The sequence below is a fragment of the Haloplanus sp. XH21 genome (genome assembly GCF_023276355.1).
In the GTDB taxonomy this organism is placed as follows: Archaea; Halobacteriota; Halobacteria; order Halobacteriales; family Haloferacaceae; genus Haloplanus; species Haloplanus halobius.
In genome coordinates, this window is sequence record NZ_JALLPL010000001.1 from 950,421 (window position 1) to 973,852 (window position 23,432).

Below are 23,432 nucleotides of genomic sequence, written 5' to 3' on the forward strand. Positions count from 1 at the left end.
CATTCAAAGACATAACCCATCAAACCTCACTACCAACCTCTAAATCATCAAGACTAATGTCATTAACCCTGACCTCCCCCGACACCAATTTTGGGAGAAGTGTATCACGAAGACTCTCCAAATTTCTATTCTCTATCTGGTTTTCTCTAATCTGTTCTATCGTTGCTGTAACTTGATCGTGGAATTTCGCCCGATCTTCTTCAGGAGGAAGAACCACGTCTTGCTCGTTCAAGGTTCTCTTAGTAATCGTGTCAAATACGGTTCCATGAGTTCTACTCATTAGATTGTTTAGTATCGCATCCATCAGGAAGTAGACGAAATACCTGTCCTCTTCTCGTTCTGAAACAAGACTGTAGCAGGATTGGTTGATCGCCATATCGAAAGCAGGCATCGCTAACTCGCCTACTGTTCCTCTTGCTGTAATGATCGTCGAATTTTTTGGGGCTATCTCCGTGGAGCTCTCTTCCAACCCTTTCTCCGTTATATTCTTTTCAGTTTCAGAGATGAATGCCTCTTGTTCATTCGAAACGTCCTTAGCTTTTGCCCATACAATATCGCCGCCCCAATAAGAGTCTTCACTAGAATCTGGCGTTCCACCCAGTACTACGTCAGTAATATCCGTTAATCCTGCCACCTCAAACTCATCAGGGATTTGACCACGTTCTGAATCCTTAAATGAATCATAGGGTTCGAAATCTACAAACCGGTACTCAAATAGAGATCGTGCTACTTCCTCAAGAAGTGAATTTATTTTCTGGTTCGTCTTGATTTTCTCGTCAAAGTAGCTCAAAATAGTCCCAATCTTTTTCTGATCCTCAAGCCTCGGCAGGTCTCGGAGTTCAAAAGATCTCAGATCACTCAGATTTAGATGATCTACAGTGGATCCCGTACTCAAAGCTTCAAATCTATTTTGGACCTCATCAGTAAGTAGAAGATATCTAAGGAACTGATTATCTAAGATTTCGGGATTTGGCCTTATTAAAACAGTACGTTGACCCAAGCAAATCTGTTTTCCTTCCGGAACAATACCGACTCTACCGACTGGGGCTTCTCTGGTAAGAACTATGTCACCTGGTTCAGGATTTAACCGTCTTGTCCACTCCTCATAGGATTCTTCACCCACATAAGAGACATCCTCAAAGTGGATCCGACCATTTTCTATATCTGACGTTTTCACATATGGATATCCTTCTTCTATCTCTGGTGCAGATTTGTGCTCTGAATCGACGATATGGGTAGTTGCATCCCGCAATTCTAGGGAACGGGCCTCCCCCGAAGTGTCAAACGTCTGCTGTTCTGAAGTCAAAATCCTACCTCCTGAAGGCTCTTCTCAATTTTCTTCTGTAACTCGTTTGATTTTTGGAAGTTCTCTCGGAGGTCGGATGATAGCCTCTCCATTTTCCTCTCGAAGGGTTCGTCGTTATCGTCATCTTCTCTAACCCCAACATATCTTCCGGGAGTGACGATATACTTGTTGTCTGAAATTTCATTAATATCCGACACCTTACAGAAGCCCTTCTGATCTTCGTAGCTTTCGACCCCTTCTTCTCCTCGATAGGATCTGACCGTGTTTGCAATTTTCTCTATCTGGCTCTCCCCTAACTCATTTTGTGTTTGATTAACGCTTTCATAGAGGTCTGTCGCATCAATAAAGAGGGTCTCTCCGCTTCTGTCCCGATATTGATCGTCCTCTTTTCCTTTGCTTAGAATGAAGATGCATGCTGGGATACTAGTCGTATAGAACAACTCTTTCGGCAAAGCGATTACAGTGTCCAGCAGATCGTCTTCGACTATCCCTTTTCGAATCTCTCCTTCATTGTTCTGGGCAGACATGGCGCCGTTTGCCATGACTGTTGCTGCCATCCCTGTATCATTGAGATGGTGAATCATATGCTGAATGAAGGCATAATTAGCATTATTGGTGGGAGGAATTCCGTATTTGAATCGGGGATCGTCGTCCGCTATCTGATCTTTCCCCCATTCGCTCATATTAAACGGTGGATTCGTCAGGATGTAGTCTGCTTCGAGGCCTTTGTGTTGGTCGTTGAGGATGCTGTCCCCTTGTTTGATGTTTCCGTCCAGACCTCGAAGGTAGAGGTTCATTTTGGAGATCTGGAGTGTGCTTTCCTTGATCTCCTGGCCATAGATGGAGATCTTGTCCGTGTCTCCGCCGTGGCTTTTTATGAATTTCTGGCTTTGGACGAACATACCGCCTGAACCGCTGAAGGGGTCAAAGATTCGGCCTTCGTATGGCTCGAGGATTTCAACCATGAGTTCGACGACGCTCTTTGGTGTGTAGAATTCGCCTCCTTTCTGGCCGCCCTCCATTGCGAACTGCTTGATGAAGTATTCGTAGATGCGGCCAAAGATGTCCTCATCTTGATCTCCGTTACTTGCCTCCATATCGAGGTCTGCAAAGAGATTGATCAGGCCTTCTAACGCATCTGAGGAGTTATCGGAGAGCGAAGACCGGGAGTACCCCTTAGGTAAAATACCTTTGAGTCGAGGATTTTCGTCTTCGATTGCTCGCATCGCATCATCGATCTTTTTCCCGATTTGTGGGTCAGTTGCGTTGTCGACGAAGTACTGCCAACGTGCCTTTTCGGGGAGGTAGAAGACGTTTTCTCGTTTGTATTCATCTTTGTCAGTCAGAATGTACTGTCGTTCCTGCTCGTCCTCAGTATAGTAGCGCGAATCAGAATCGCGGGTTTTCTCCTCAAGTTCCTGTCGACGCGCCTCGAAAGAGTCAGACATACTCTTGAGGAACAGAAGCCCGAGAGCGAAATCCTTGTATTCCGATGGATCAACAGGCCCTCGTAGTTTCTCTGCAGTTTCCCAGAGCTTCTTTTCAAGCTCGCCGTTAGAATTCCCCGCAATAGCCATGGGTAGTAGTGCTAAGGATACTCTGTTAAGGGTTGCGCTGAAACGATCACCTCGAAACCGCTATACGATATTTAGGTTGAGAGGCTGGCCAGTTTTTGGCGCAGATGTGCGGCAGATTCCTGAGCTATTTCCTCGTGAATAGTGCCACTGATGATCGTCTTTCCACTTGCAAATATTAGATTTACTGTACCGGGCTCTGGCGGTCTATAGATGACTCCAGGAAACTGCTCCGGTTCGTACTCCACGTTTTCTAAGCCGAGATGAACAGCTAAAGTCTCTAGCTCAACCGTGGTCTCAAGGTCTTCAAGATAGACTGAATTCTTGTGATCAAAGGCAGTGTCGGGGATTTCCAAGCCAATTCCTCTGAGGGCGCTCAGAAGTTCTTTATTTGCGTCGAATAGGTGTTGTCTACTCTCCGTCCCTCGGATCTGGTACGAACCAGTGCGATAGAGAGTAAACGCAGGGCCCCCTGATTCTAATCGAACGGTGGCCATCGAGTTGCTATGCTTGTTTGCCTCGATATCGAACTCCTCTTTGAGAGCCTGAATTACAGAATCCAACTCAAGTTCGCGTCTCAGATCACCGCTCCCCATCGTACTCACAACGTGCATAGCAAATTATTCTCTACATTAGATTTTGACCACCTCCCCCTTCAGTTCTTCCGAAGCTATCGACTCTGCATCACCAGTTATGCCGGAGGGATTTCTGTTGGAGCCGTTCCCTGCAAATTTCTACGTACTCTTCGTCTATCTCGATACCTAGATAGTGGCGACCGAGTTGCTGGGCTGCTACACAAGTTGTCCCAGTTCCTGCGAACGGGTCAACGACGAAGTCGCCCTCCTTACTCCACCACTTGATCAGCTCCGCGATGAGTTCCTCCGGTTTCTGAGTCGGATGATCTTCGCCTGTGCCTCTGCCGTTGACTGACGCCTTGATGACGTTGTGACGCTGCCCCAGATGTTCTTGGAAGTGATGTCCCTCCCCTTGATTTGCTGTTGCGATAATAAGCTCTTCAACTGCCTCCTGCCATTTCACGCCGAACATCTGCGGAGTTGGATTGGTCTTGTGCCAGTACGCCTTCTGTCGGAGCTCAAGCCCAGCATCCCGAACTGCCGAGATCACGTCCCCCATCTTCCGATTATCGTAGAATGCGATCACTACACCTGTCTCTTTCAATAGAGGCACAACCTCAGATATCCAGTCCTGTGGCTGAATACTGCCGTCATCCCAATCCCCAGCTTCGTAGCCGACGTCGCTTCGGTCAGGAAATTCGATTTTGAAATCCGAGGAGAGATTGTACGGAGGATCAGTCAATACGAGATCCACCGACTTGTCAGGTATCTTCTCGATGCAGTCCCGGAAATCTCCCTGAAGTATGATATCCCTCTTAACGAACCATCACCAGTCCGCTAACCCGCTCTGTTCTGTGAGGACTTCGGTAGCTTCCTCGACTTTTCTGTTCCCGGATTTTCTCAGTACTAACCCGATGTACTGCTCTTTTCCGTGTCTATCTGCCAGGTTTTCTAGGTAGTGTTCTGCTTCTTCGATGGAGCCGAAGAACGGATCGACCATTTCGTCGCCGGCGTCGGTGTGGTAGACGATTCCCTCTTCGCCGCTCCAGTAGTACTGCGTCCTTGAACCGCCGTCCGGCAGAATCTCCTGCTCCCATTCTTCTTTGATCCGCTTGCTGATCTCCCGGTTGTAGTGTGCCTCGGGAAAGTACGCGAACGTCTCCCACTGTAGTTCGTCTTGGGCGTCGAGGAATAGCCAGTACGGTTTTCTCTGGAACCGGTGTCGCTCGTCGACGTACTCCTCCAAGATTTCATCGACTGCGTCTATACGTCATCACCTTCTTCCAGCATTGCTTCTAACTCGGTTTCGTAGACTGCGACGATATCCTCAACTTCTCCGCCATCAGGGAACAGCGGTGCCTCGTCCTCCGGATCTAGGTCGGTTCGGTAAGCTCCTGCCTCCATTAGCTGATCTTGGGAGAAGTAGCCGTACTCCCATTCCCCGTACGTGTTTGGGGAGCGGACGCGGCCGAAGTAGACGCCGTCCTCTTCCTTGTCGTAGGCCTCCCACTCCCAGTCCGGGAGGAAAGCGGCCTCCCACTGGGCTATCGGTTCCTCTTCGTCGAAGTCAGTAATTGTACCTCACCGCTACCCATCGCTCCGGATTTCGATCTCGTGGAATCAGCATCTGCTTCATGCCTCCACGTCGTGGAGTTCCCGGAGTTCTCGAAGGGTTTCAGTCTCGCCCTCCCACAGTGGCTCAGTATCTCCCCGCTCAACGAGGTCACGGGTTCGTCTCTCAACTGCTTGCTGTCCCAGTCGTTCTGGTTCCGGAATCTCGTTCCTGCCCGTTTCGAGGAGCTGGGCCGCCTGTTCAAACCCGTCGGCTAACTCGTAGTCAGGAACATGGGTGTAGTGCGTGAGGGCGCGTGTGGCCGCGTTGTACGTCTCCCACAGCGTCGGAGCCTCCGGATCCTCAACCTCATCGTACAACGCATTGAGTAGATCCGGGACAGGCTGTTCGAGATACTGGCCGATACCCGAATCCATCAGGACCAGCAGGGCCTCATCCTGATTCATCAACTCCCGATTCTGAGCCTCAGCCAGTCGGTGCTCAATCTCCACCGGACTCTCAATGACAGCGTCGACAGCGTTGTACGCTAGGCTGGGCTGGAACGGGTCGCTGTGGGTCTGGTCGAAGCTGAGGTCGGAGATGAAGGCCGTCATCCCGTTACTGCATACCTGGCGCTCTGCACCCACATCGTACTTCAAGCCGTGGAAGCCGGAGTGCCCGCTCTGCACCTGTAACCCGAGGTCGATAGGGTCGTCCTCGTTGGCGTAGACCGTGGCCCCGTAGAAGTTGATGGAAGCCGACATCTTGTGGGCTGTAGGCGAGATCGAGACCCTGCCTCTCGGCGTAATGTCTTCGTGGCGGTTGACGGCGTCACCGATAGTCTCCAGAATATCGCCGTACTGGATGATGTTATAGAAGTCTTGAGAGGCGGAGACCACGCCGGTCGCTCTCCCATCATCCGTCCAGAGACTGTCGCGGTACGGCACCTCCTCCCACTCATCATCCACGGAGTGGTGGGCGTAGACGTCGTGACGGTCGACCTCAGGAAGCTGTTCAGCGGTTTCGTAAAGCTCGTCTAAATCGTCGAAAGCGTACTGTTCACCTTGAATAGAGTATCACCTTGTATAGAATGGAAACGGTACGTACCCTTAGGTCAGAACCTAGACGCCGAGCTTCGTTTGAAGAGATAGGTTCAGCATCGAGAAGTTGCTACAGCCGAAATTTTCTCCCTTCCAAACTTTTACTTGGGGAAATTACAACCAGCGTATATGTCAGAATCCCCGTTTGAAAATGACTATGAGTTGATGGAGTTCCTCTTTGGAACACCTAATCGTACATACGCCTTTCTCGAATTCTATCAAGGCGAGGAAGAGCAGGAGTATCTGCCGGATATCAAAATAAATCGTTCAACTAAAAGTACTCAGCTTGGTAAGCTTGAAAAACGCGGCCTACTGAACAAAATCTCGCGAGGGAATTACGAACTCACACCCACGGGCGAGATCGCAATCGAGCATATGCATAACTGGATGAAAGATGCACATATCATCAATAGGCTATTCCCTCTCACCCCATTCCTGAGGCAGATCAGTAACTTCGACGAGTTTCTTGATCAAAATGAACTGGAGTACCTAGCTAACGCCCGTATAGAAGTCCAGAGTGAGGACTCTGGGAGAAATCATGCTAAGCGTCTATATCACGAAATGATCGACGAAGCCAGCGAAATTAGGGAAGTCATCCATCGAACCTACGATCCTGAATACGTAAGAAAACAGCTGGTAAGCGGCGAACTGGATAGTATACACGTTGTATCCAGTATTGACATGGAAAAGGCCGTTAGAAATGACGAGGAAGCATTCAAGCGGTGGAAAGAGATGTACGCAAACGGTTCAACGCACATTACCGTCTCTGAGGAAATTCCAACCGACTATAGTATCACCATATTTGATGGTGAAATAGTGGGAATTTTGACAACTGATGTTGACCAAGGAGCACCCGACGTCTATCTAGTCAGTTCCAACGAAGATGTTGTGAACTGGGCCTCTAACCTAGTTGACCGATACACTGAGAAGGGAGAAGAGTCCGTCCCGGTCGAAAATGACCGATAGAAATTATCGGTAGCCGAAACATCCGTCAGACGTTTATCTCACCGAAATTTTCGTGAAAGGTTATATATTCTAACCTGTCTCTAGACCCTACCGTAGTCTAGGCGCGAAGCAATGTAGCGCTCACGGGTCACTCCAACTATCCAGGCCGGTGTGATCCGCGAGCACTGACGGGAGCCACCGCAGTAAACGGAGGAACTCCCCATGACAGAGTTTACCGGACAGGTCAAAAAAGCGGCGGAAAGAGCGGGTCGAATCGGAGCTGAACAAACCAAACGGGTTCTCTTCCGGCTGATTCCAGCAGTTCTGCTGTTCACAACTCCAGCAACTGCCTCGCACGGAACGCTGAACTGTTCATCATCACAGGCGTTCGAACCGCTGTTCCAGTTGCTTCACTCCCTCACCGAGCTGGCGTTCCTCGGCGGGGTTGGACTCGCTACGCTCGGATTCACCACGGCCGGGATCCTGATCATCGTTCCAGGTCAGGAGTACAATCGGCGTGGGAAGCAGGTTGCGAAAAGCGTGCTGGTCGGCACCGTTCTGCTCCTGAGCGCGAACATGATTGTCCAGTTTATTATAAATCAGCTTGGAGGCGTGGTCTGCTGATGAAGTACGCACACGCGTCTTTCGTGCTTCTAATCGTTCTCACAGTATGTGTCGCACCAGGAATCGCGCAAGAGGATACTGAAGACGAAGAAGAGGACAACAGCGGGATTATAGACGCGATCAACGAACTCGTCGAGGCGATCCAAGAGTTCACCGGCGACTGGGACGCCACCTTAGAAGACGTGCTGATCGCCGTCCTGTTCCACCCATTCAAGACGCTTGCACAACAACTGCTCCGCCAGCTCACCCTTGTACTGACAACCATACCCGCAGTCCATCCGAACCCAGCGGTCGAAGAAATCCACCAGCTTACGCTGCCAGTCGCCTTCCTACTCTCCTCACTCGTCTTCATGGCCGCGGGCCTGCTCTACATGATCGGGCCTATCCTCGGCATCTCCTACGGACAGATTCGGATGATTCTACCCCGAACCATACTGGCCCTCATCTTCGCCACGATCAGTCTCCCGGTCCTACAACTCGGCGTCGACTTCAGCAACGCCCTGGTCCAAGCCTTCGCACCCAGCGGACTCTCCATGTCGTCGATGCAGGCAGCGGGAGTCTCCGCCGGAATATACTTGGCATACGTCATCAACTCGGCCCTCCTGCTGGCTGTCGTCGTGGTCTTCCTCATCCGCAACGTCTACATCATGTTCGTCGCCGCAATCTCACCACTACTCGCTATCGGATGGTCACTCCCACGTGTGCGAAGATACTCCGACTCCTTCATCGCAGGCTGGTTCGCAGCCCTCCTAATGGGACCACTCGACGTCCTAGTCCTGAAGCTCTCCATGTCACTACTCTCCACCAGCCTCTTCCAAGGAACCCAAGCACTCTCAAACTGGATTCTCGGAGTCGCATCCTTCAGCCTCCTCCTCTTCGTCCCCTACCAGCTCTACGGAGCCTCACAGATGGCAGTCGGGAAAGCCCGCAGCTTCTCGTCCAAATTGACCAAGAGGGTCAAAAAGAAGAGGAATACGAGGGGTGGCCTCCAGCTAAACCAAGACGAAAGGAACCGGCTTCAGGCCTACCGGCGGCGCAAGAGCCAAGAAAAAGTCACCGACGGAGGATGGAACGATGACGAAGATTAGAATGCCGGGAGACATCCAAGTCCCCACCAAGTTCTTCGGCTTCCTCACGCCGAAAGACCTGATCCGACTTGGAACTCCCAGCCTGACCGTCATCTTCCAGTCCTACGGATCGCCGTCCCTGGCCACCCTCGGCTGGCTGTTCATCGCCGCCATCATCGGGATCGTGTGGAGCGCCTGGAAGCCGTACGGACGACCGCTCGACAACCACCTCTACAACGCAATCCGGTGGAAAACCATCGAGCAGCTGTCGGAAACGTCTGAAGTCGAAAGCATCGACGAGGGTGTCGTTGAATCCCACGACGGTTCGGCTGTCGCGGTGGTTGAGGTTCAACCCACTAACCTCGAAATGAAAACCCAGGCTGAACAGAGGGCCGTCCACAACATCTACCGGGAGCTGATCCACGCGGTCAACTACCCGCTCGAAGTCCACTCCCGGCAGGAACAACTCGAACTCACGGACTATGTCGACCACCTCAAACAGAGAGATTCGGACGGACCGCTCCGAGAGGATTACATCGACTACTGCGCCGACCTCGCCGAACGAGAGTTCACCATCACCAAGCACTACATCGTGCTTCGAGTCGAGGAACCAGCGCCTCCAATCACCGAGCTACTCCCGGTCGAGGAAGTCGAGTGGCTTCCCATCGACTTCGAGGAGGAAGAACAGGGCTTCGCGGTTCGGAAGGAACTGGAGAACCGAGCGAGCAAAGTCCTGAGCAAATTCAACACGGCAGATCTGACCGCTGATCTCGTCGTCGAAGACGAACTTGAGAGACTCGTGGCAGACCTCGACGATCCGGAACAGGAGACTTGGGACTGGACAGCTCATCCCGAAGAAGAAGAAGGCGAGTACCGACGCACCGTTTCGATCACGGAGTATCCCTCGAACGTCGAACTGGGCTGGCCGCGAGAACTGCTCAGGACCGATGGTCTCGTCGATGTCGTCCAAGTCATCAGACCGCGAAACTCCGGGAAGACCAGTCGAAAACTTCAGCGGTTGTCGGAAAAGCTGAACGCCGAGATCGACTCCTTCCTCAGCCAAGGCTACCGCGGCACGAACAAACTCGAGTCCCTCTTGGACGACGTTGAGTGGATCCTCAATCTGCTCGCGGATCGTGAGGATCAGCCCGTCGACTACAGCACGTACATCACCGTCCACCACCCGGACAAAGAGATCTGCCAGCAGGCCTTCGAACAGCTCTGCAACCGGCTCAAGACCCTGCAGATAGACTACCAGCAGCCGGTCTTCTGTACTGACCAAGCCTACCAAACCCAGTCGCTGTTCTACCCCGACAGGCTCGACCAGCGCTTGCTCGTGCCCGCGGCCTCCGCCGCCGCAGGCCTTCCCTTCGTCACCCAGTCAATTGAGGAAGCCAAAGGTGTGATCTACGGAATCGACACGTCCGACCGAACACCGATTCTCCTCGACCGATTCTCTTGGCCGAGCCACTCCATGGCCCGCATGGGAATGGTCGGCTCCGGCAAGAGCTACGCCACCAAACAGGAGATACTCCGAAGCTACCTCGTCTACGACGACCTGCAAATCATCGTCGTCGACCCGAAAAAAGAGTACAAACACCTGATCGACAGCCTCGGCGGAACCACCCACACCCTCCACGCCGGCATCAAAGTCGGATCGAAACTCGAGGAAGACGTGGTCAGCTTCGAGGTCAAGGAACGCGGGAAACAGGAGAACGCGGATAGACTAGCCGAACTCGTCGAAAAACTCTACAACCAAGTCTCTCAGGACCGGCGGAAAACCCTGGTCGTCATCGACGAGGCCCGAATCCTGATGAACCACGACCACGGCCGGGACGTGCTCAACCAATTCGTCCTCGAAGGCCGAGACACCAACACCGCAATCACCCTCGTCACACAGAACGCCTCCCACTTCACCCACTGCCGCGAAGGCCGAGAAATCCTCGACAACATGCCCGGCAAGATCTTCATGCGGCACGACCGCGTTCCCGACTCGGTCGTCGACTACTTCGACCTCTCCCAGCGAGAGAAGCAGGAACTCTTCGAACTGAAGACAGGGACCGACGCCGACCACAGCGAGGGCCTCGTCAAAATCTCCGGCAACCTCGACACCAGAGTCCGAGTAGAAGCCACCGACACCGAACACGAACTCATCGAAAAACGGAGGGTCAAACTATGAACCTGAAATTAGCCCTCCTCAACGACCACATCTCGTTGACAGAGGGAGAGGCCGAACACCTCCGAGAAACAAAAGGAGGAGGCTACACCGTCGAGGTTCGACCACCGCGGAACGGAGAGATACCGTCGACACTATCGGACTTCATCCAGAACATCACTGAATTCCAGACCAAAGTACTCGGACTCGGAAACGCTTCGCCCACCACCGTCTTCGAGATCCGACGCAACTCGAATCTGACGTTCCAGTTCACCGTCCCGACCAAACGCCTGGAGCGAAAACTGCGGACACACCTCTCCGACACCATCCCCGGAATCGGATTCAACGACGGAGTCTCCGGACTGCCTGTCGCCGAGGAGACAACAGTAGGGGGCGGACTGCTGACCACGGGACGTCCCAGCTACTTCCCACTCCGCACCGACTTCGACTCCCCGCCCACGAACTCGCTAGCGTCAGCATTACACCGGCACGCCATGCAGAACACACGGGTCGTCGTCCAGCTTCTGTTTACGCCGATAGTCGGCCAACCAGTCCGAAACTGGTGGTGGAAGACCTGGGCCTACAAACGCCGCAACTACCTCAAAAAAGAGAAAGAGAAGCTGTGGGGAAACAGGACGCCGACCAAACGGGAGAAGACACAGGCCAGACAGGTCGACCGAAAAGCAGGGACAGGCCGGTTCAAGACTGCGATCCGCTTCCTCTTCATCGGCTCCGGAGAGTACACCGCAAGCCGAGTGAAAGAGCTGGCCGGAGCCTTCAACATCTACGAAAACCCCGACACCGGCCAGTACCTCAACGCCGTAACCGTCCGCTCCCTACGGAGGTCACAGATCCTCCGGTTCGCCCAGGCTGTAGCCGATAGGCAGTACCGAGGCTGGAGCCGCAGCTTCCGCACCACTCCCAGCGAACTCGCCGCACTCGTCTCAATCCCCGACCGCAACCAAAAGAACATCCGAAACGCACAGCCATGACTCCCGAAGAAGTTCAGAGCCTGATCGAGAGCACCGGGAACCAGTCGATCACCTACCTCGGCAGCCGCAACTCCATCATGGGCGTCGAGGAGAACATCACCCTCGACGACGACAAGCGACGGACACACGTCCTCAACGTCGGCCCAACTGGTCACGGCAAGACCCAACTCCTGCTCCACGCCGCCCTCCAAGACGCGGAGAAAGGGCACGGCATCTGCATTATCAACCCGAAAGGAGCGATGATCGACGAATTCCTCGCCAAACTCCCCGAAGACAGGGTCGAAGATGTCGTCTACATCAACCCGGCCCAGGAACCGGTGACGCCAATCAACGTCCTCGAACCCTACATCACCGAGGACATGAACACGGCGCAGAAAGAAAACCAGAAGGAGATCATCGTCTCCGACCTCATCGACCTGTTCAAACGCCAAAGCGAGAACTGGGGCGACCAGTTCGGCCGCGTCCTCGAAACCCTGCTCCGAGCCCACCTCGACCTCAACATCAAACAGGGAGAATCGAAAACACTGATCGACGTCTTCCGCTGCGTCATCAACCAAGATCAACTCTCCGAACTAATCGACCAAACCCAAGACTCGGTGATACGGGAACAGCTCGTCCGAATCAAGGAAGACATGTCCTCCTACGATATGGAGCCGTTGCAGCGCCGCCTCAACGACTTCGTGATGAACGCCACCATCCGGAGAGTGATCGGGGCCAAAGACTCCGGCGTCGACTTCCGCGAAGTAGTGGATGAAGGCAAAATCCTGCTCGTCGACGTACAGAAGGGAGAGGTTGGCGAAACCGTCTCGGAACTCGTCGGCTCTATAGTCATCACCAAGATATGGGCCGCGGCACAGAGCAGGATCACCGAACCGGAGGAGGAAAGAACACCGTTCTACCTGTACGTCGACGAACTCCAGAACTTCGCTGGCGAAGGCAGTAACTTCACCAAGATCCTTAGCGAGGCTCGAGAGTACCGGCTTGGTTGCTGGCTCGCCACCCAGTACCTCCAGCAACTCTCCACCGAGATGCGGAGAGCGGTATCCAACAACTGCCGCACCAAGATATTCTTCGACCCCAGCGGAAGCGAAGACGAAAACCGGATCGCCGGAATGCTCCACGGAATCAGCAAGCATGAACTGACTTCCCTCGGCAAGTACCGGGCAGCGATCCAGAAACCCGCCGAACGAAACCAGCGAGACGCAGTCACCTTCGACACCTACCCACCGTGGAACGCAGACTACAGCGACGTAGAACAGATCAAAGAACACCAGGCAGCCTCAACCTCCACGACGGAGATCAAGCTGGAACAATCCCTCGGCAACCAGGCCAACGCCGGCGACGAAAAGCATCAGGAAATGCTCGCACAGGCGAAGAAACAGCTGGACGAACGCGGCTTCCAGACCACCCTGCTACACCAAGGACATAACGAGGAGAAACCCGATGGTCACGTTCACCTACCTGACGGAGAAATCGCACACCTGGAAGCCGAATGCGAGACGCTCTCCAAACCAGGAAAAGTACTCAAAAACCTGCGGCGCGGCCATAAGGAAGACCGGGAAGTCTTCTTCGTCGTCGAGGAAGGAGACGCGGCGAAACTGGAGAACATCGTCTCCAACCCCGTCAACCGACGCGGCTCAGAATACGAAGACGAGAATGGGAGCTACAGCTACTACACCGTCGACGGAGAACCAGTCACCGACATAGACGAACTGAAACAGGTCGAATACCGGATCCTCGAACTCTCCAACGAAGACCTGAGAAAACGCGACAAGGTGGAGATCGAATGCCCGGAACTCGACCACAACCAGCGAGAAGACCTGGAAGAGTTCTGCCTCTACCGCGAGGAAGACGGATTCTGCACCGAACTCGAAACCCAGTGCGTCCTCCTCGAACAATGACCTCACTCAGAGAGAAAGACCGCATCATCCTCACCTGCATCGCCAACGGGAAAGACGACGTCCAGAAGATCACCGCAGCCACCACCCTCGAAAACCACCACGTCACCTACGCCTTCAAAAAACTCGAAAAACACGGCCTCATCCAAGTCGAGAAACCCGACGGCATGGTCAAACGCGAAATCAACGGCCAGAAACGCGTCTTCCAACACCCAAAACAATCAGAACTAACCGACAAAGGCCAACAGCGACTGGAACACGAAGAAAAGGATCTAGACCAGTACGAGAACCTGACCCACCGAGAACTCGTGGAGAAAGTACATCAGTTGGAGGAAAAGGTAGAACGGATAGATAGGAAAATAGACACTCTTCGGGAGCAGATCCTGGAGAGGATAGAGTGAAGGGAACTAATCCTCCTGACTTGGCAGACAGCTATCAACAAATACCTCTATTTCCTCGATCCTTTCCCCTTGGTCATACATCGCTCTGACGACCTCCCTACCATGCTTGACCTTCGAATAGGAGTCTTCCGCGGAATGGCCCTCTGGTAAGTGTTCTATTTCGATTTGACGCTCTATCTCCTCTACTGGATCCCCATATTCAGGTACGAATCCAGGATCAACAGAGAGTCCAAACACCTCGTTTACTCCTTGTGCTGAGAAGTAATTCTCAATCGCAGTACGATCAAGAATCATACACGGAATCCCCTCCTCTTCTGCCTCAATCTGTATATCCCGTGCTACAGAATTAGGCTCATCATCTGCTGACTCCCTATCACTGTCAAGTAGAAATGCACAGTCACGATTGATCTTCTTCAAATCACCCGGATCACAGTACTCAAGATTCCCAGTCCCTCCCAAGTGCTGAATTATGACATTTCTGCTATCCCAGCTCTCAAACGCATTCCGACAGACTTCCTCAATAATTCTCGCATCCGAAGGCCCCTCAACATAGAGGACGAAATCGCTCTGAAGCAAATCACTGTTTTTCGCGCCGATCTCATCAACAGCTCTGAACGCGTCTTCTTCGACCTGTTCAAATTGAGATTCTCCGTTCTCACGCTTCACAATATAGAGTCGTCCCTTTTCGGTACGGTCTATGAACACCTCCGAATGCGTTGTCAGCATTATTTGACCGCCTTCCTCTGAAATCCCTCTCAGTGCATCCAACATCTTCCTCTCCGCACTCGGATGTAACCAGTTTCCCGGCTCCTCAAACAAAACAAAATACCCCTCTCCGACCTGCATATCAACGTAAGCCTGCATCAAGGACAGAATGAATAGGCTCCCCACTCCAGACCCTCTCTCCGAGATATCGACGCTATCTGGAAGATATTCATCCTTCAGTTCCACAGTCGGAGAAATCGCCTTTTGCAGGCTTACACCCCCATGCTGAATATTAATCTCCTCTACGTCTGGGAGGTGGGTTTGAATACTCTCAGTCAGCTGCTCTCCGATCTCATTCGACGTTTCAGCCAGAGTAGCCTCCAGAGACTCTTTCGTCTCACGTATCGTCTCACTCTCCCCAATTCCGCCCTGTTCCAATACCGGAACCAAGAGTTGATTCAGCAACGTTCCTCCCTTCAGCTTGGTTTCCTCACTCACATCCCTTTCCGCCTCAATCAGTATAGGAGACGGCATGTACTCCCAGATGTAGTCCCTAGACTTCGCCTTCGATAGATCCTCATCACCTGTGTTGACGGCTCCCGACGACAATTCTTCCCCGTTAACATACGTCGTAGCCCCCGGTGTCGTAGAACTTCTCTTATAGAATTCCCGTGTGACAACGAACTCAGAACCATCATAATATTCTTCGCTAAGCACCTCTCCAAGCTCATCAGGAACCTCAGAGAAAGAAACCTCAATCTCGATATCCTCATCACGGTACTTATGAAACTGGTTGTGACTCGGCTTACCCGCATTTAGAAAGATCTCCAAGGCTTGGAGCAAGGAGGACTTCCCAGCGTCATTCTTTCCCACTAAGACGTTGAAGTCCGTGATATCAACCTTGCCCGAGTGGGCAATTGATTTGAAATTGCGAACCTCCACGGATTCAACAGTTAGAACCGACATGGATTCAAATCACCTCTTTCCTGATCTTAGAGTCTAGCATCTCTATCCTCCGCTCCCTCTTCCTGTTCGGGATCGGCTACGCCCTCCGTCTGCCTTCTGTGATTGGCTTTCCACGTCTTCTGCCACTCCTCGGTCGCAGGCACGCTTTCGGCTTCGTGAGTCGTGTACCGCTCTCTGATACGGGCCGGGAACGGCGTGTTGACGCTGTCGCCGGCGATGATCGCCTGTCCCGGAGTAAGGCCTGGTAGCTCGGAAAGCAGGTCTTCGCCCACATCCTCGACACCTTTCTTCACCGCGTCCTGATCCAACGGGTTCTGGATCTGCATGATGATCTGCGTCTTGCACTGCGACAGGACATCGTCGTCAATCTTGCTCGGACGCTGACTGATAATCCCGATCCCGATCCCGAACTTGCGGCCCTCGCTCAGGATCGTACTCAGGACACCGAGTGAACGGGCATCGCCATCCGCTGGAGCAAAGCGGTGGCCTTCCTCAAGAAGACTGAAAACAGGGAAATCCAACTCGCTATCATCCCCTTTCTCGTGCTTCACGCGCTCCCGGTTAATACGCCGGAACAACACCGAGAGAAGCATCTGCTGCTCGCGCAGAGCCATCGTATCCAACTGGAGGACAGTACACTTCCCCGGCTCCAATAATTCCGACAGAGAGAGATGCTTGTTCGGATCGAACAGGTCTCGGTCTAACGCCTTGTCCAGCCGCCACTCCAACGCGTTCGCAGTACTCTCGTTATCCGCAACGTCGTGGCACCGGCTCTTGATCTGCTCCAGCGTAACGTACTCGAAATCGACATCGGAGTCATTCTTCAACGCACTCCAGCCCTCGGAAAGGACGTGTTCCTGTGCATCGGAGGGATCGTCGACTACGGAGAAGAGATCCGACAGCGAAAGCTCAGAGATCCGGATCTTGATATCGTCAGGAGTCTTGATATCGACCTCCGGTGAGTAATCCCCTTCGCTGAACCTGCCGTCATCCTCCATCTCTTTGAGCGAGCCGTACTCGCCGTGCGGATCGACGATGAGCATAGCGGCACGGGAATCCGGCTGCATCATCTCCTCAATGAGGACAGAGGCGGTGTAGGACTTCCCGCTGCCCGTCGAGGCCAAGATCGAGAGATGTGTCGAGGCGAAGTTGTCTATCGGAAGGTGGATATCGGTGCTTCCCGGCGGCCTGTGAAGCAGGTCTCCGATGTACGCCGAACCATCCTGTCCCTCGTCTGCCTCAGTCAGGTACTCTTCCAAGTCTTCATCGGTTGCCAGCTCGATCTCAGTACCCGGCTTCGGAACGATCCGCGGATTCGTAAAGTCGTTCAATCGGTCATCGTAGAACCCGATAACTGTCGCATTCAAACGGTACAGGTCTACGCCTTCGGTAGCGATACCGAGCTTCCCAGCAACGGATTCGGGAGAGACACCGGGATCGGACATGAACTGATCCGGATACCCGCGTTTCTGCTCTCGTCCGGTGACACGGGCAAAGATCTTCTCCGTCCGCTCCACCACCTCGCCATCATCATTCTCGACCTCGACAGACCCAGTATAGTAGATGAACTCGCCGTTCTTGATCTCCGTATCGTCCGGGGTAACGAAGACGAATTCGTTGGCCTCCTCGCCCGGTTCAGATACGATTCCGTCGACCATCTACATCTCCTCCATTTTCGTCTGCCACTCCAGATTTCGTTGAATCACGTCCAACGCATCGGCTTCACCGGGCCTCTTCTGCTTCAACCGTTCCAGTATCTGCGAGAGGATGTCCTCGGCAAAGCCACCGGCTACATCCACTACCCGCTGATAGTACTCCAACTTCACTTCCCCGTCGACCTCGTGGAAAGCCACCATCTCTTCGTCCGAAAGTTTCTGCACCACATCGCCTACCTCCAGTGTCCACCGCGGAATCGAATGATCTGCCTCAACAATCTCTCCGTCTTCTACAGTGACGTGGCCCAACAGTGCAATACCAGTCAAAACCTGCTTCTCATCAACGTAGCTCGGCTGGAAAATGTTCTGCTCCTCAGGCTGGGCGAGACGTGGCCCCGTCCGGCCCTGATCTGGATCCACGATCCACGTATCGTAGATCACACCGATGAAACAGCACTCCCGATCAACGATCTCCTTCTGGATATAGACGAACTGGCCGAACTCGTAGTCCGTAGGATCCGGCGGAGTCTCCCGCATCCCATCGCTGTAGATTTCGCAGACATAGTCGATGTGGGAGTTCGAACCCACGACCTTCCCAATCTGTGTATCGTCTTCATTCATAGATTATCTACGCCTCCTCTTCTTACTGAGAGCCTTGTTATTCCACCGCAGCTCAATATCATTCTCCTCCGAGAAACCCTGATACATCCGCAGGAACTCCTCCCGCTCCTCCCGGCTGATAACCGCATCCGCATCAACAGCCTGGAGAATCTCCGGATACCCGCGGCCGACACCAACTTCTGCACGGATAGCCGCTAAGACATAGTCAACCAAGCCCTCCTCCTGAACCCATCGAGGAAAGTCGATTCGGTCGACTTGAGGCCCGGAATCCGTCTTGAGATACGTAAATAGGATATCTTCCGAAAAATCGTATTCTTGGCCATGGTACGTTATCTGAAGCCAATTAAGCGAGTTATCCCTACGCGAATTGAATACAACCGTCCTGTCCCCCCAATCCTCTACTAACTCGTCGACCAGTTGGTAGTCCCGGACAGACTGACTGAGATCCACCAAATCTAACCGTTCAATCATCTTCGCCAGGTCACTGGCTTTCGAACCCGCAGTATACCCGACTACAGGCACGCCGTGATGCTCACTGGCCGCTAACAGCCGAGCCAAGGCCTCACTGTATCTATCCTGAACCGGGCTACTGAACATCTGAGCAAACGAGAGAACGAGAGGTCCGTCGTACAGTACTACCGGTGTGTCTTCGCTATCAGCGTGTTTCTTGATCTGCCGCTCCAGAACCTTCATCTCAAGCTCAAATCGGCTTATCGAGACCTCCTCGTCGTCAACCTGAAGCAGGCCCGTATTCGGATCCTCGAAAAGCAGATCCTCCGGCGTCAAAACCTCAGTCTCAGCGTCCTCTTCGTAGTCACCATCCGTAGTATGATTATTAGCAATCCAGACCGCCTGAACCAGTCCAACAGGCTTCTCGAATTCACTGACCGGGTCAATCTGCGACCCATCCGCCGAAATCGTGGGAATACCTTCGATCTGACTTCGCGCCCAGTCATTCACCGCCTCATGTGACCCCCATTCCCTGCTTTCCTCAAACCGGACGGTGAGACCGTCTTCCTCCTCAAACTCCTCCGTAGGGAGGGCAGCCGGCAACTCAAACTCCTCCAACCTTTCCTCTATCTCTCCCCGTGAAAGATCGGAGAGTTCACCAGCCGCATCCTGGAACTCCTCAACCACATCTTGGCCTATCCCGGATTTGAAATCCGACTTCTTGTCCTCTAGTTCTTGCGCGATTTTGTCTCGATAAAGCGGCATTACTGAGCCCTCACCTCGGTTGAACCGTCGATCTTCTCCAAGGTGATCGCGTGCTCCGTCACGCTCTCGAAGGAGTCGTCGTGACTGATCACGGTCAACTGATCGAACCCTTCCAAGTTCTGAAGTTGATCCACCAAGTTACGCCGCTTCTCTTCGTCGAGGTTCGTTGTCGGCTCGTCGAGGAACACCAGGTCGACATCACTCAGGAGTTCCAAGATGGCGAGGCGGACCGCCAAGGCAGCACTCATCTGCTCCCCGCCGCTCAGCTTGTCGAACCCTTTCTCATTCCCATTCTCCCGAACAACAATCTCGTAGTCAGGACGCCACTCCAGTTCTTCCGTAGCAGTTCCTCGGAGCTGGCGGTAGATCTTGTTGGCCTCGGCCGATATCTCCTTCACCAGTATCTCGGTCATCAACGGCCGGGCATCCTTGATACTCTGCCGGATGAACTCGCCGAACTCCAAGTCAGCCTCCAACTCCTCGAACTCATCCTGCTTCTCCTCCAGCTCTTCTTCTTGCTCTTCCAACTCCTCGATCTCTTCCTCTAAGTCACTCAGATTCTCCTTCTGAGTTTCGATCTGGCCGCTCAGGTTTCCTGTCTTCCCCTGAAGCTCCTTGATCCGCTCCTTCACTTCGTCGTACTCTTCTTCGTCGAACTCTTCCTCAAGCTCCTCAAGGTCCTCTTCAAGGCCTTCGACGTCTTCCTCTAACTCATCAATCTCTTCTTCAAGCTCGTCGACTTTCTCCTGTCGCTCGTCGACCTTCGAGGCTGTCTCCTTCTTCGAAATATACGTTTGATGCGCGTCTTCAAGCTCTTCGAGGCGCTGTTCTATCTCCCTGATCTCGTCGTCAAGCCCCTCGAACTCCCGCAGTTCCTCCTCTTTCTCCCGGATCCGGTTGTTCAACTCGCCGAGTTCTTCTTCGACCTCCTCTAGTTTGTTTTCCGCGTTTTCGTTGTTCTCGTAGGTGGCCTCGGCCGTCTGGTACTCACTTTTCGGATCATCGAGCTCTTCCAACTCCTGTTCGACCTCGTCTTTCTCTTCGATTTCTTCCTCCAGCTCGTCGATCTTGTCTTCTATCTCGCCGATCTCGTCTTCCTGCTTCTCTCGATTCTCTTTCCAGCCTTCCAGCTTGTCGTTAAGATCATCAAGCCGGTTTACCTGCTTCTTGGCTTCCTCGGCTTCCTCGATATCGTCTTCCAATTCGTTCAGCTCTTCCTCGATCTCGGAGATTCGATCCTCGGCTTCGGACTTTTCACTGCGTTTCTCCTCAAGTACGGACTCCCGGTGTTCCTGATCCAAGTCTTGGCCGCAGGTCGGACACTCCGCCTCTTCGGTGTCCTCCAGCGTCTCGATAGCCTCCTCTAAGTCCTCAACCCGAGCCTCTAAACCAGCTTTCTCGTCGTTCAGACCCTGCTCTTCTTCCTCCAAGTCATCCAGTTGCTCGGCCTTGTCCTCCAGCTCCTCGATTTCCTCAATTTCCTCTACTAACTCTTCGATGTCATCCTCAATATCTTCTAACTCGTCCTCGGCCTCACTCAGATCATCTCTCAGATCCTCGATTTTCTCTTCCTTGTCCTCCAACTCGTCTAATTTATCCTCCAGTTCCTCTTGTCGGTCGACGTCGTCCTCCAACTCTTCCATCGTCTCTTTCGCTTCCTTAGCATCGGAGACGTCGTCCTCCAAGTTGCCTACCTTCTCCTCAAGTCGGCCCTGCTCTTTCTCTAACTCGTTCAGCTTCTCTTGGATACCATCGCGTTCCTCCTCCAGTTCACGGAGATCGTCCAGCTGGTCCGACTTCTTCTCGTACTCATTGTACTCGTCCCTGACCTCGTCGATAATATCCTGGGCCTCTTTCGCCTCTTCTAACGCTGTCTCTGCGTCTTCGAGAGCGTCTCCCTTGTTCCCGATAGTATTCTCTTTCTGCTCTATCTTGTTCTCCAATTCATCGATTTCCCCCTCCAGTTCTTCGAGTTCCTCTTCACGTTCCTCTAATTCTTCCAGTTCTTCCTCTAACTCCTCAAGCGCGTCCTGTTTCTCCTCAATCTCTTCTTCTAGTTCTTCCTTCTCCTCTCGTTTCTTGTCGAGATTCCCGACCTGGCCTTTCAGGTTCTCAATCTTCTCCTTCAAGTCCTGCTTCTCCCGCTTGATCGCCTTGTTCACGTCCAAGAGATCGTCCCAAGCCTCATCGTATACGTCAACCTCCAGAAGCGGATTGAAAACGCCTTCACGCTTACTGGGTGTCTTGGCGAAGTCGTCGGTAAACTGGGTCTGCGGAACACCGATACTCGACTTCCACAGCTTCTCCAACTCCGTCTCCTCGGGAATCCCGAGATGCTCGTGCAGCCAAGACAGGATTTCATCCTTGCCCGAGAGATCTAGCTCCTTGTTATCCCGCTCCCGGATCACCCGGTACTTCGACCGCTTAGCGTAGCGTTCAACAGTGTACTCCTCGCCGTCCTTGTTCGAGGTGAACGTAACTCGGACACTTCCCGAGTTCTCCCCGTCCCGGACGAAGTCTTCCTGTGTGACTCCGAGGAAATCGAATAGGGCGAATCCGACCGCTTCCTGAATCGTGGACTTGCCCGAACCGTTCTTGCCGACAATCGCGTTGACGCCCTCGGTAAGGTCGATGCTGTTGATCGCGTCGTCGTAGCTCTTGATGTTGGAAAGTTCGACTTCGGTGATCTTCATTCGTCACCACCTCCCATATCAGGGAACAGTTCACGCCGCCGATTCTTCACCGTCTCCGCCACAGACTCCGGAGACTCGTCCTCCAAGACACTTCGCTTAACCACGGACAAGGTCTCCGCAACTTCCTCCTCTCGGTCACGGAACCGGGAATCTTGGCCCGCCAACTTCTGGAAAACCGCAGCCTCCAACTTGCCTCGATCAATCTGCTCATCCTCTCCACGAATATCGCCGTCAAGCTCCTGTTCGATATCCGCGATCTCCTTCGACTCGGTCGCATCAGTCAAGTTCACGTACAGCGCATCCGTCTGCTCCTCGACCAAGTCACGAACCCAGTCAATATCCAGCTGGGAACGATTGAACTGAAGCAGGCCCTTCAAACGGAGATCGATCACCGGGTCACGGACACTCCCACCGGCCTTGTAGTACTCTTTCTGCTGCTTCCCTCGAAGCTTCGGAAGCTCCTCCTCCAACTTCTGCTTGAACCCTTCCTTGAACTCCTGGGGCGTATTGTAGTCATCAACGAAGACGTCGTCGCTAAACCGGTAGAACGGCCGCCGCTTCGACTCATTAAACTCGTACTCGAAACCGTCTGAATCGACGTCGACGATGTAGTAGCCGTGCTCCCATTGAGCCTCTCGGGTGTCGTGAGCCTCCAACGAACCAGGATTGAACACCCAGTCACCGTGACTGTACCGCTTGTGAAGATGGCCCAGCCCCAGATAATCAACCACCTCCTCCAACGGCTCCAACTGGTTGAAAGAGATGCCACCAGCCACACCAGGGATATGATCCTCAACGCCGAAGTGGCCCAGAAGAACCGTCATCTCCGGCTCACCCTCCTCCTCATTCACTCTCTTAATCGCTTCTGCAACTTCTTCCAAGTAGTCGGAGGTTCGCTGACCCAAGTACTGAAGCCCGAAAACACGGACACCATTCAAATCAACATAACCCGAAGACGTACCAGGCTCCTCAAAATCATGCTTCTCAAAAACCGGTCCCTCATCCTGCAAATTCGCCTCCAGTAGAATCAGACGCTCCCGACTGTGCAGATACTCCAGCCAGTTCAAATCCTCCTTGTACAGATTTGCATCATGATTCCCCTGGATCCCAACAACAGGAATCCCGGCCTCGTCAAACTCTTCCAGACCGTTCTCGGCATCACTCAACGCCCGCGCATTCACATCCTTATTATGAAACAAGTCGCCGCTGAAAACCGCGAAATCCACACCCTCATCGATAGCATCGAGAATCGCAGACCGGAAAGTCATGTACATATCATCACGCCGCTTCTTCACACCGTACTGCCGGTGGCCGATATGTGCGTCTGAAAGGTGAACGAAACGTGGATCTTGGTTTGATTGAGTCATAGTTTGTAATCCTCGTGTAGT

20 protein-coding genes are annotated in these 23,432 nt (G+C 53.0%); 7 read left to right on the plus strand and 13 right to left on the minus strand.

Features of this window, described 5'->3' with window-relative positions:
- Positions 1 to 19 precede the first annotated feature (19 nt).
- The 7 genes from MXB53_RS04850 to MXB53_RS04880 all read right to left on the minus strand — a co-directional run bounded on the left by MXB53_RS04850 (position 20) and on the right by MXB53_RS04880 (position 5,975).
- On the minus strand, positions 20 to 1,306 hold the full coding sequence (locus tag MXB53_RS04850; protein WP_248896096.1) for a restriction endonuclease subunit S: 1,287 nt from the start codon (positions 1,304 to 1,306) through the stop codon (positions 20 to 22).
- Positions 1,303 to 2,883 (minus strand): type I restriction-modification system subunit M, encoded by a 1,581-nt coding sequence (locus MXB53_RS04855; protein WP_248896097.1) that lies wholly within the window; start codon positions 2,881 to 2,883, stop codon positions 1,303 to 1,305. The genes MXB53_RS04850 and MXB53_RS04855 overlap by 4 nt, the downstream gene beginning before the upstream one ends.
- Before the next feature lie 71 nt (positions 2,884 to 2,954).
- On the minus strand, positions 2,955 to 3,494 hold the full coding sequence (locus MXB53_RS04860) for a TATA-box-binding protein (RefSeq protein WP_283102231.1): 540 nt from the start codon (positions 3,492 to 3,494) through the stop codon (positions 2,955 to 2,957).
- A 70-nt stretch (positions 3,495 to 3,564) separates the two neighbouring features.
- Positions 3,565 to 4,197 (minus strand): DNA-methyltransferase, encoded by a 633-nt coding sequence (locus tag MXB53_RS04865; protein WP_248896101.1) that lies wholly within the window; start codon positions 4,195 to 4,197, stop codon positions 3,565 to 3,567.
- Positions 4,198 to 4,281: 84 nt separating this feature from the next.
- Positions 4,282 to 4,701, minus strand: a complete 420-nt coding sequence (locus MXB53_RS04870; protein WP_248896103.1) for a hypothetical protein — start codon at positions 4,699 to 4,701, stop codon at positions 4,282 to 4,284.
- Positions 4,702 to 4,718: 17 nt separating this feature from the next.
- Positions 4,719 to 4,859, minus strand: a complete 141-nt coding sequence (locus MXB53_RS04875) for a hypothetical protein (protein ID WP_248896105.1) — start codon at positions 4,857 to 4,859, stop codon at positions 4,719 to 4,721.
- A gap of 228 nt (positions 4,860 to 5,087) precedes the next feature.
- Entirely contained in the window at positions 5,088 to 5,975 is an 888-nt protein-coding gene (locus MXB53_RS04880) for a DUF932 domain-containing protein (RefSeq protein ID WP_248896107.1), read from the minus strand.
- A 261-nt stretch (positions 5,976 to 6,236) separates the two neighbouring features.
- Here MXB53_RS04880 and MXB53_RS04885 point away from each other — a divergent pair, with 261 nt between their 5' ends.
- The 7 genes from MXB53_RS04885 to MXB53_RS04915 all read left to right on the plus strand — a co-directional run bounded on the left by MXB53_RS04885 (position 6,237) and on the right by MXB53_RS04915 (position 14,189).
- Complete coding sequence (locus MXB53_RS04885) at positions 6,237 to 7,073, plus strand: transcriptional regulator FilR1 domain-containing protein (RefSeq protein WP_248896109.1); 837 nt, start codon at positions 6,237 to 6,239, stop codon at positions 7,071 to 7,073.
- A 201-nt stretch (positions 7,074 to 7,274) separates the two neighbouring features.
- Positions 7,275 to 7,676: a hypothetical protein gene (locus tag MXB53_RS04890; protein WP_248896111.1), complete on the plus strand. Its 402-nt coding sequence runs from the start codon at positions 7,275 to 7,277 to the stop codon at positions 7,674 to 7,676.
- Positions 7,676 to 8,764: a TrbL/VirB6 family protein gene (locus MXB53_RS04895; protein WP_248896113.1), complete on the plus strand. Its 1,089-nt coding sequence runs from the start codon at positions 7,676 to 7,678 to the stop codon at positions 8,762 to 8,764. Before MXB53_RS04890 ends, MXB53_RS04895 begins: the two co-directional genes overlap by 1 nt.
- Positions 8,751 to 10,922 (plus strand): ATP-binding protein, encoded by a 2,172-nt coding sequence (locus tag MXB53_RS04900; RefSeq protein ID WP_248896114.1) that lies wholly within the window; start codon positions 8,751 to 8,753, stop codon positions 10,920 to 10,922. Before MXB53_RS04895 ends, MXB53_RS04900 begins: the two co-directional genes overlap by 14 nt.
- Positions 10,919 to 11,890 (plus strand): DUF8128 domain-containing protein, encoded by a 972-nt coding sequence (locus MXB53_RS04905; protein WP_248896116.1) that lies wholly within the window; start codon positions 10,919 to 10,921, stop codon positions 11,888 to 11,890. The genes MXB53_RS04900 and MXB53_RS04905 overlap by 4 nt, the downstream gene beginning before the upstream one ends.
- Complete coding sequence (locus MXB53_RS04910; RefSeq protein WP_248896118.1) at positions 11,887 to 13,791, plus strand: type IV secretory system conjugative DNA transfer family protein; 1,905 nt, start codon at positions 11,887 to 11,889, stop codon at positions 13,789 to 13,791. Before MXB53_RS04905 ends, MXB53_RS04910 begins: the two co-directional genes overlap by 4 nt.
- Positions 13,788 to 14,189 carry a winged helix DNA-binding protein gene (locus MXB53_RS04915; protein WP_248896120.1) on the plus strand — a complete coding sequence of 134 codons (402 nt, stop codon included), beginning with the start codon at positions 13,788 to 13,790 and terminating at the stop codon, positions 14,187 to 14,189. Before MXB53_RS04910 ends, MXB53_RS04915 begins: the two co-directional genes overlap by 4 nt.
- 6 nt (positions 14,190 to 14,195) lie before the next feature.
- On the opposite strand, the gene MXB53_RS04920 is transcribed toward MXB53_RS04915, so the two are convergent.
- The 6 genes from MXB53_RS04920 to MXB53_RS04945 are packed head-to-tail and all read right to left on the minus strand — an operon-like array spanning position 14,196 to position 23,411.
- Positions 14,196 to 15,860, minus strand: coding sequence for an ATP-dependent nuclease (locus tag MXB53_RS04920; RefSeq protein ID WP_248896122.1), 1,665 nt, complete (start codon positions 15,858 to 15,860; stop codon positions 14,196 to 14,198).
- A 26-nt stretch (positions 15,861 to 15,886) separates the two neighbouring features.
- Positions 15,887 to 17,518, minus strand: a complete 1,632-nt coding sequence (locus tag MXB53_RS04925) for an ATP-binding protein (RefSeq protein ID WP_248896123.1) — start codon at positions 17,516 to 17,518, stop codon at positions 15,887 to 15,889.
- Positions 17,519 to 18,136 (minus strand): DUF8166 family protein, encoded by a 618-nt coding sequence (locus MXB53_RS04930; RefSeq protein WP_248896124.1) that lies wholly within the window; start codon positions 18,134 to 18,136, stop codon positions 17,519 to 17,521. It lies immediately after the preceding gene.
- 3 nt (positions 18,137 to 18,139) lie between these two features.
- Entirely contained in the window at positions 18,140 to 19,351 is a 1,212-nt protein-coding gene (locus tag MXB53_RS04935) for a DNA double-strand break repair nuclease NurA (RefSeq protein WP_248896126.1), read from the minus strand.
- Positions 19,351 to 22,044 (minus strand): AAA family ATPase, encoded by a 2,694-nt coding sequence (locus MXB53_RS04940; protein ID WP_248896128.1) that lies wholly within the window; start codon positions 22,042 to 22,044, stop codon positions 19,351 to 19,353. Before MXB53_RS04940 ends, MXB53_RS04935 begins: the two co-directional genes overlap by 1 nt.
- Entirely contained in the window at positions 22,041 to 23,411 is a 1,371-nt protein-coding gene (locus MXB53_RS04945; RefSeq protein WP_248896130.1) for a metallophosphoesterase family protein, read from the minus strand. The genes MXB53_RS04940 and MXB53_RS04945 overlap by 4 nt, the downstream gene beginning before the upstream one ends.
- Positions 23,412 to 23,432: the final 21 nt, after the last annotated feature.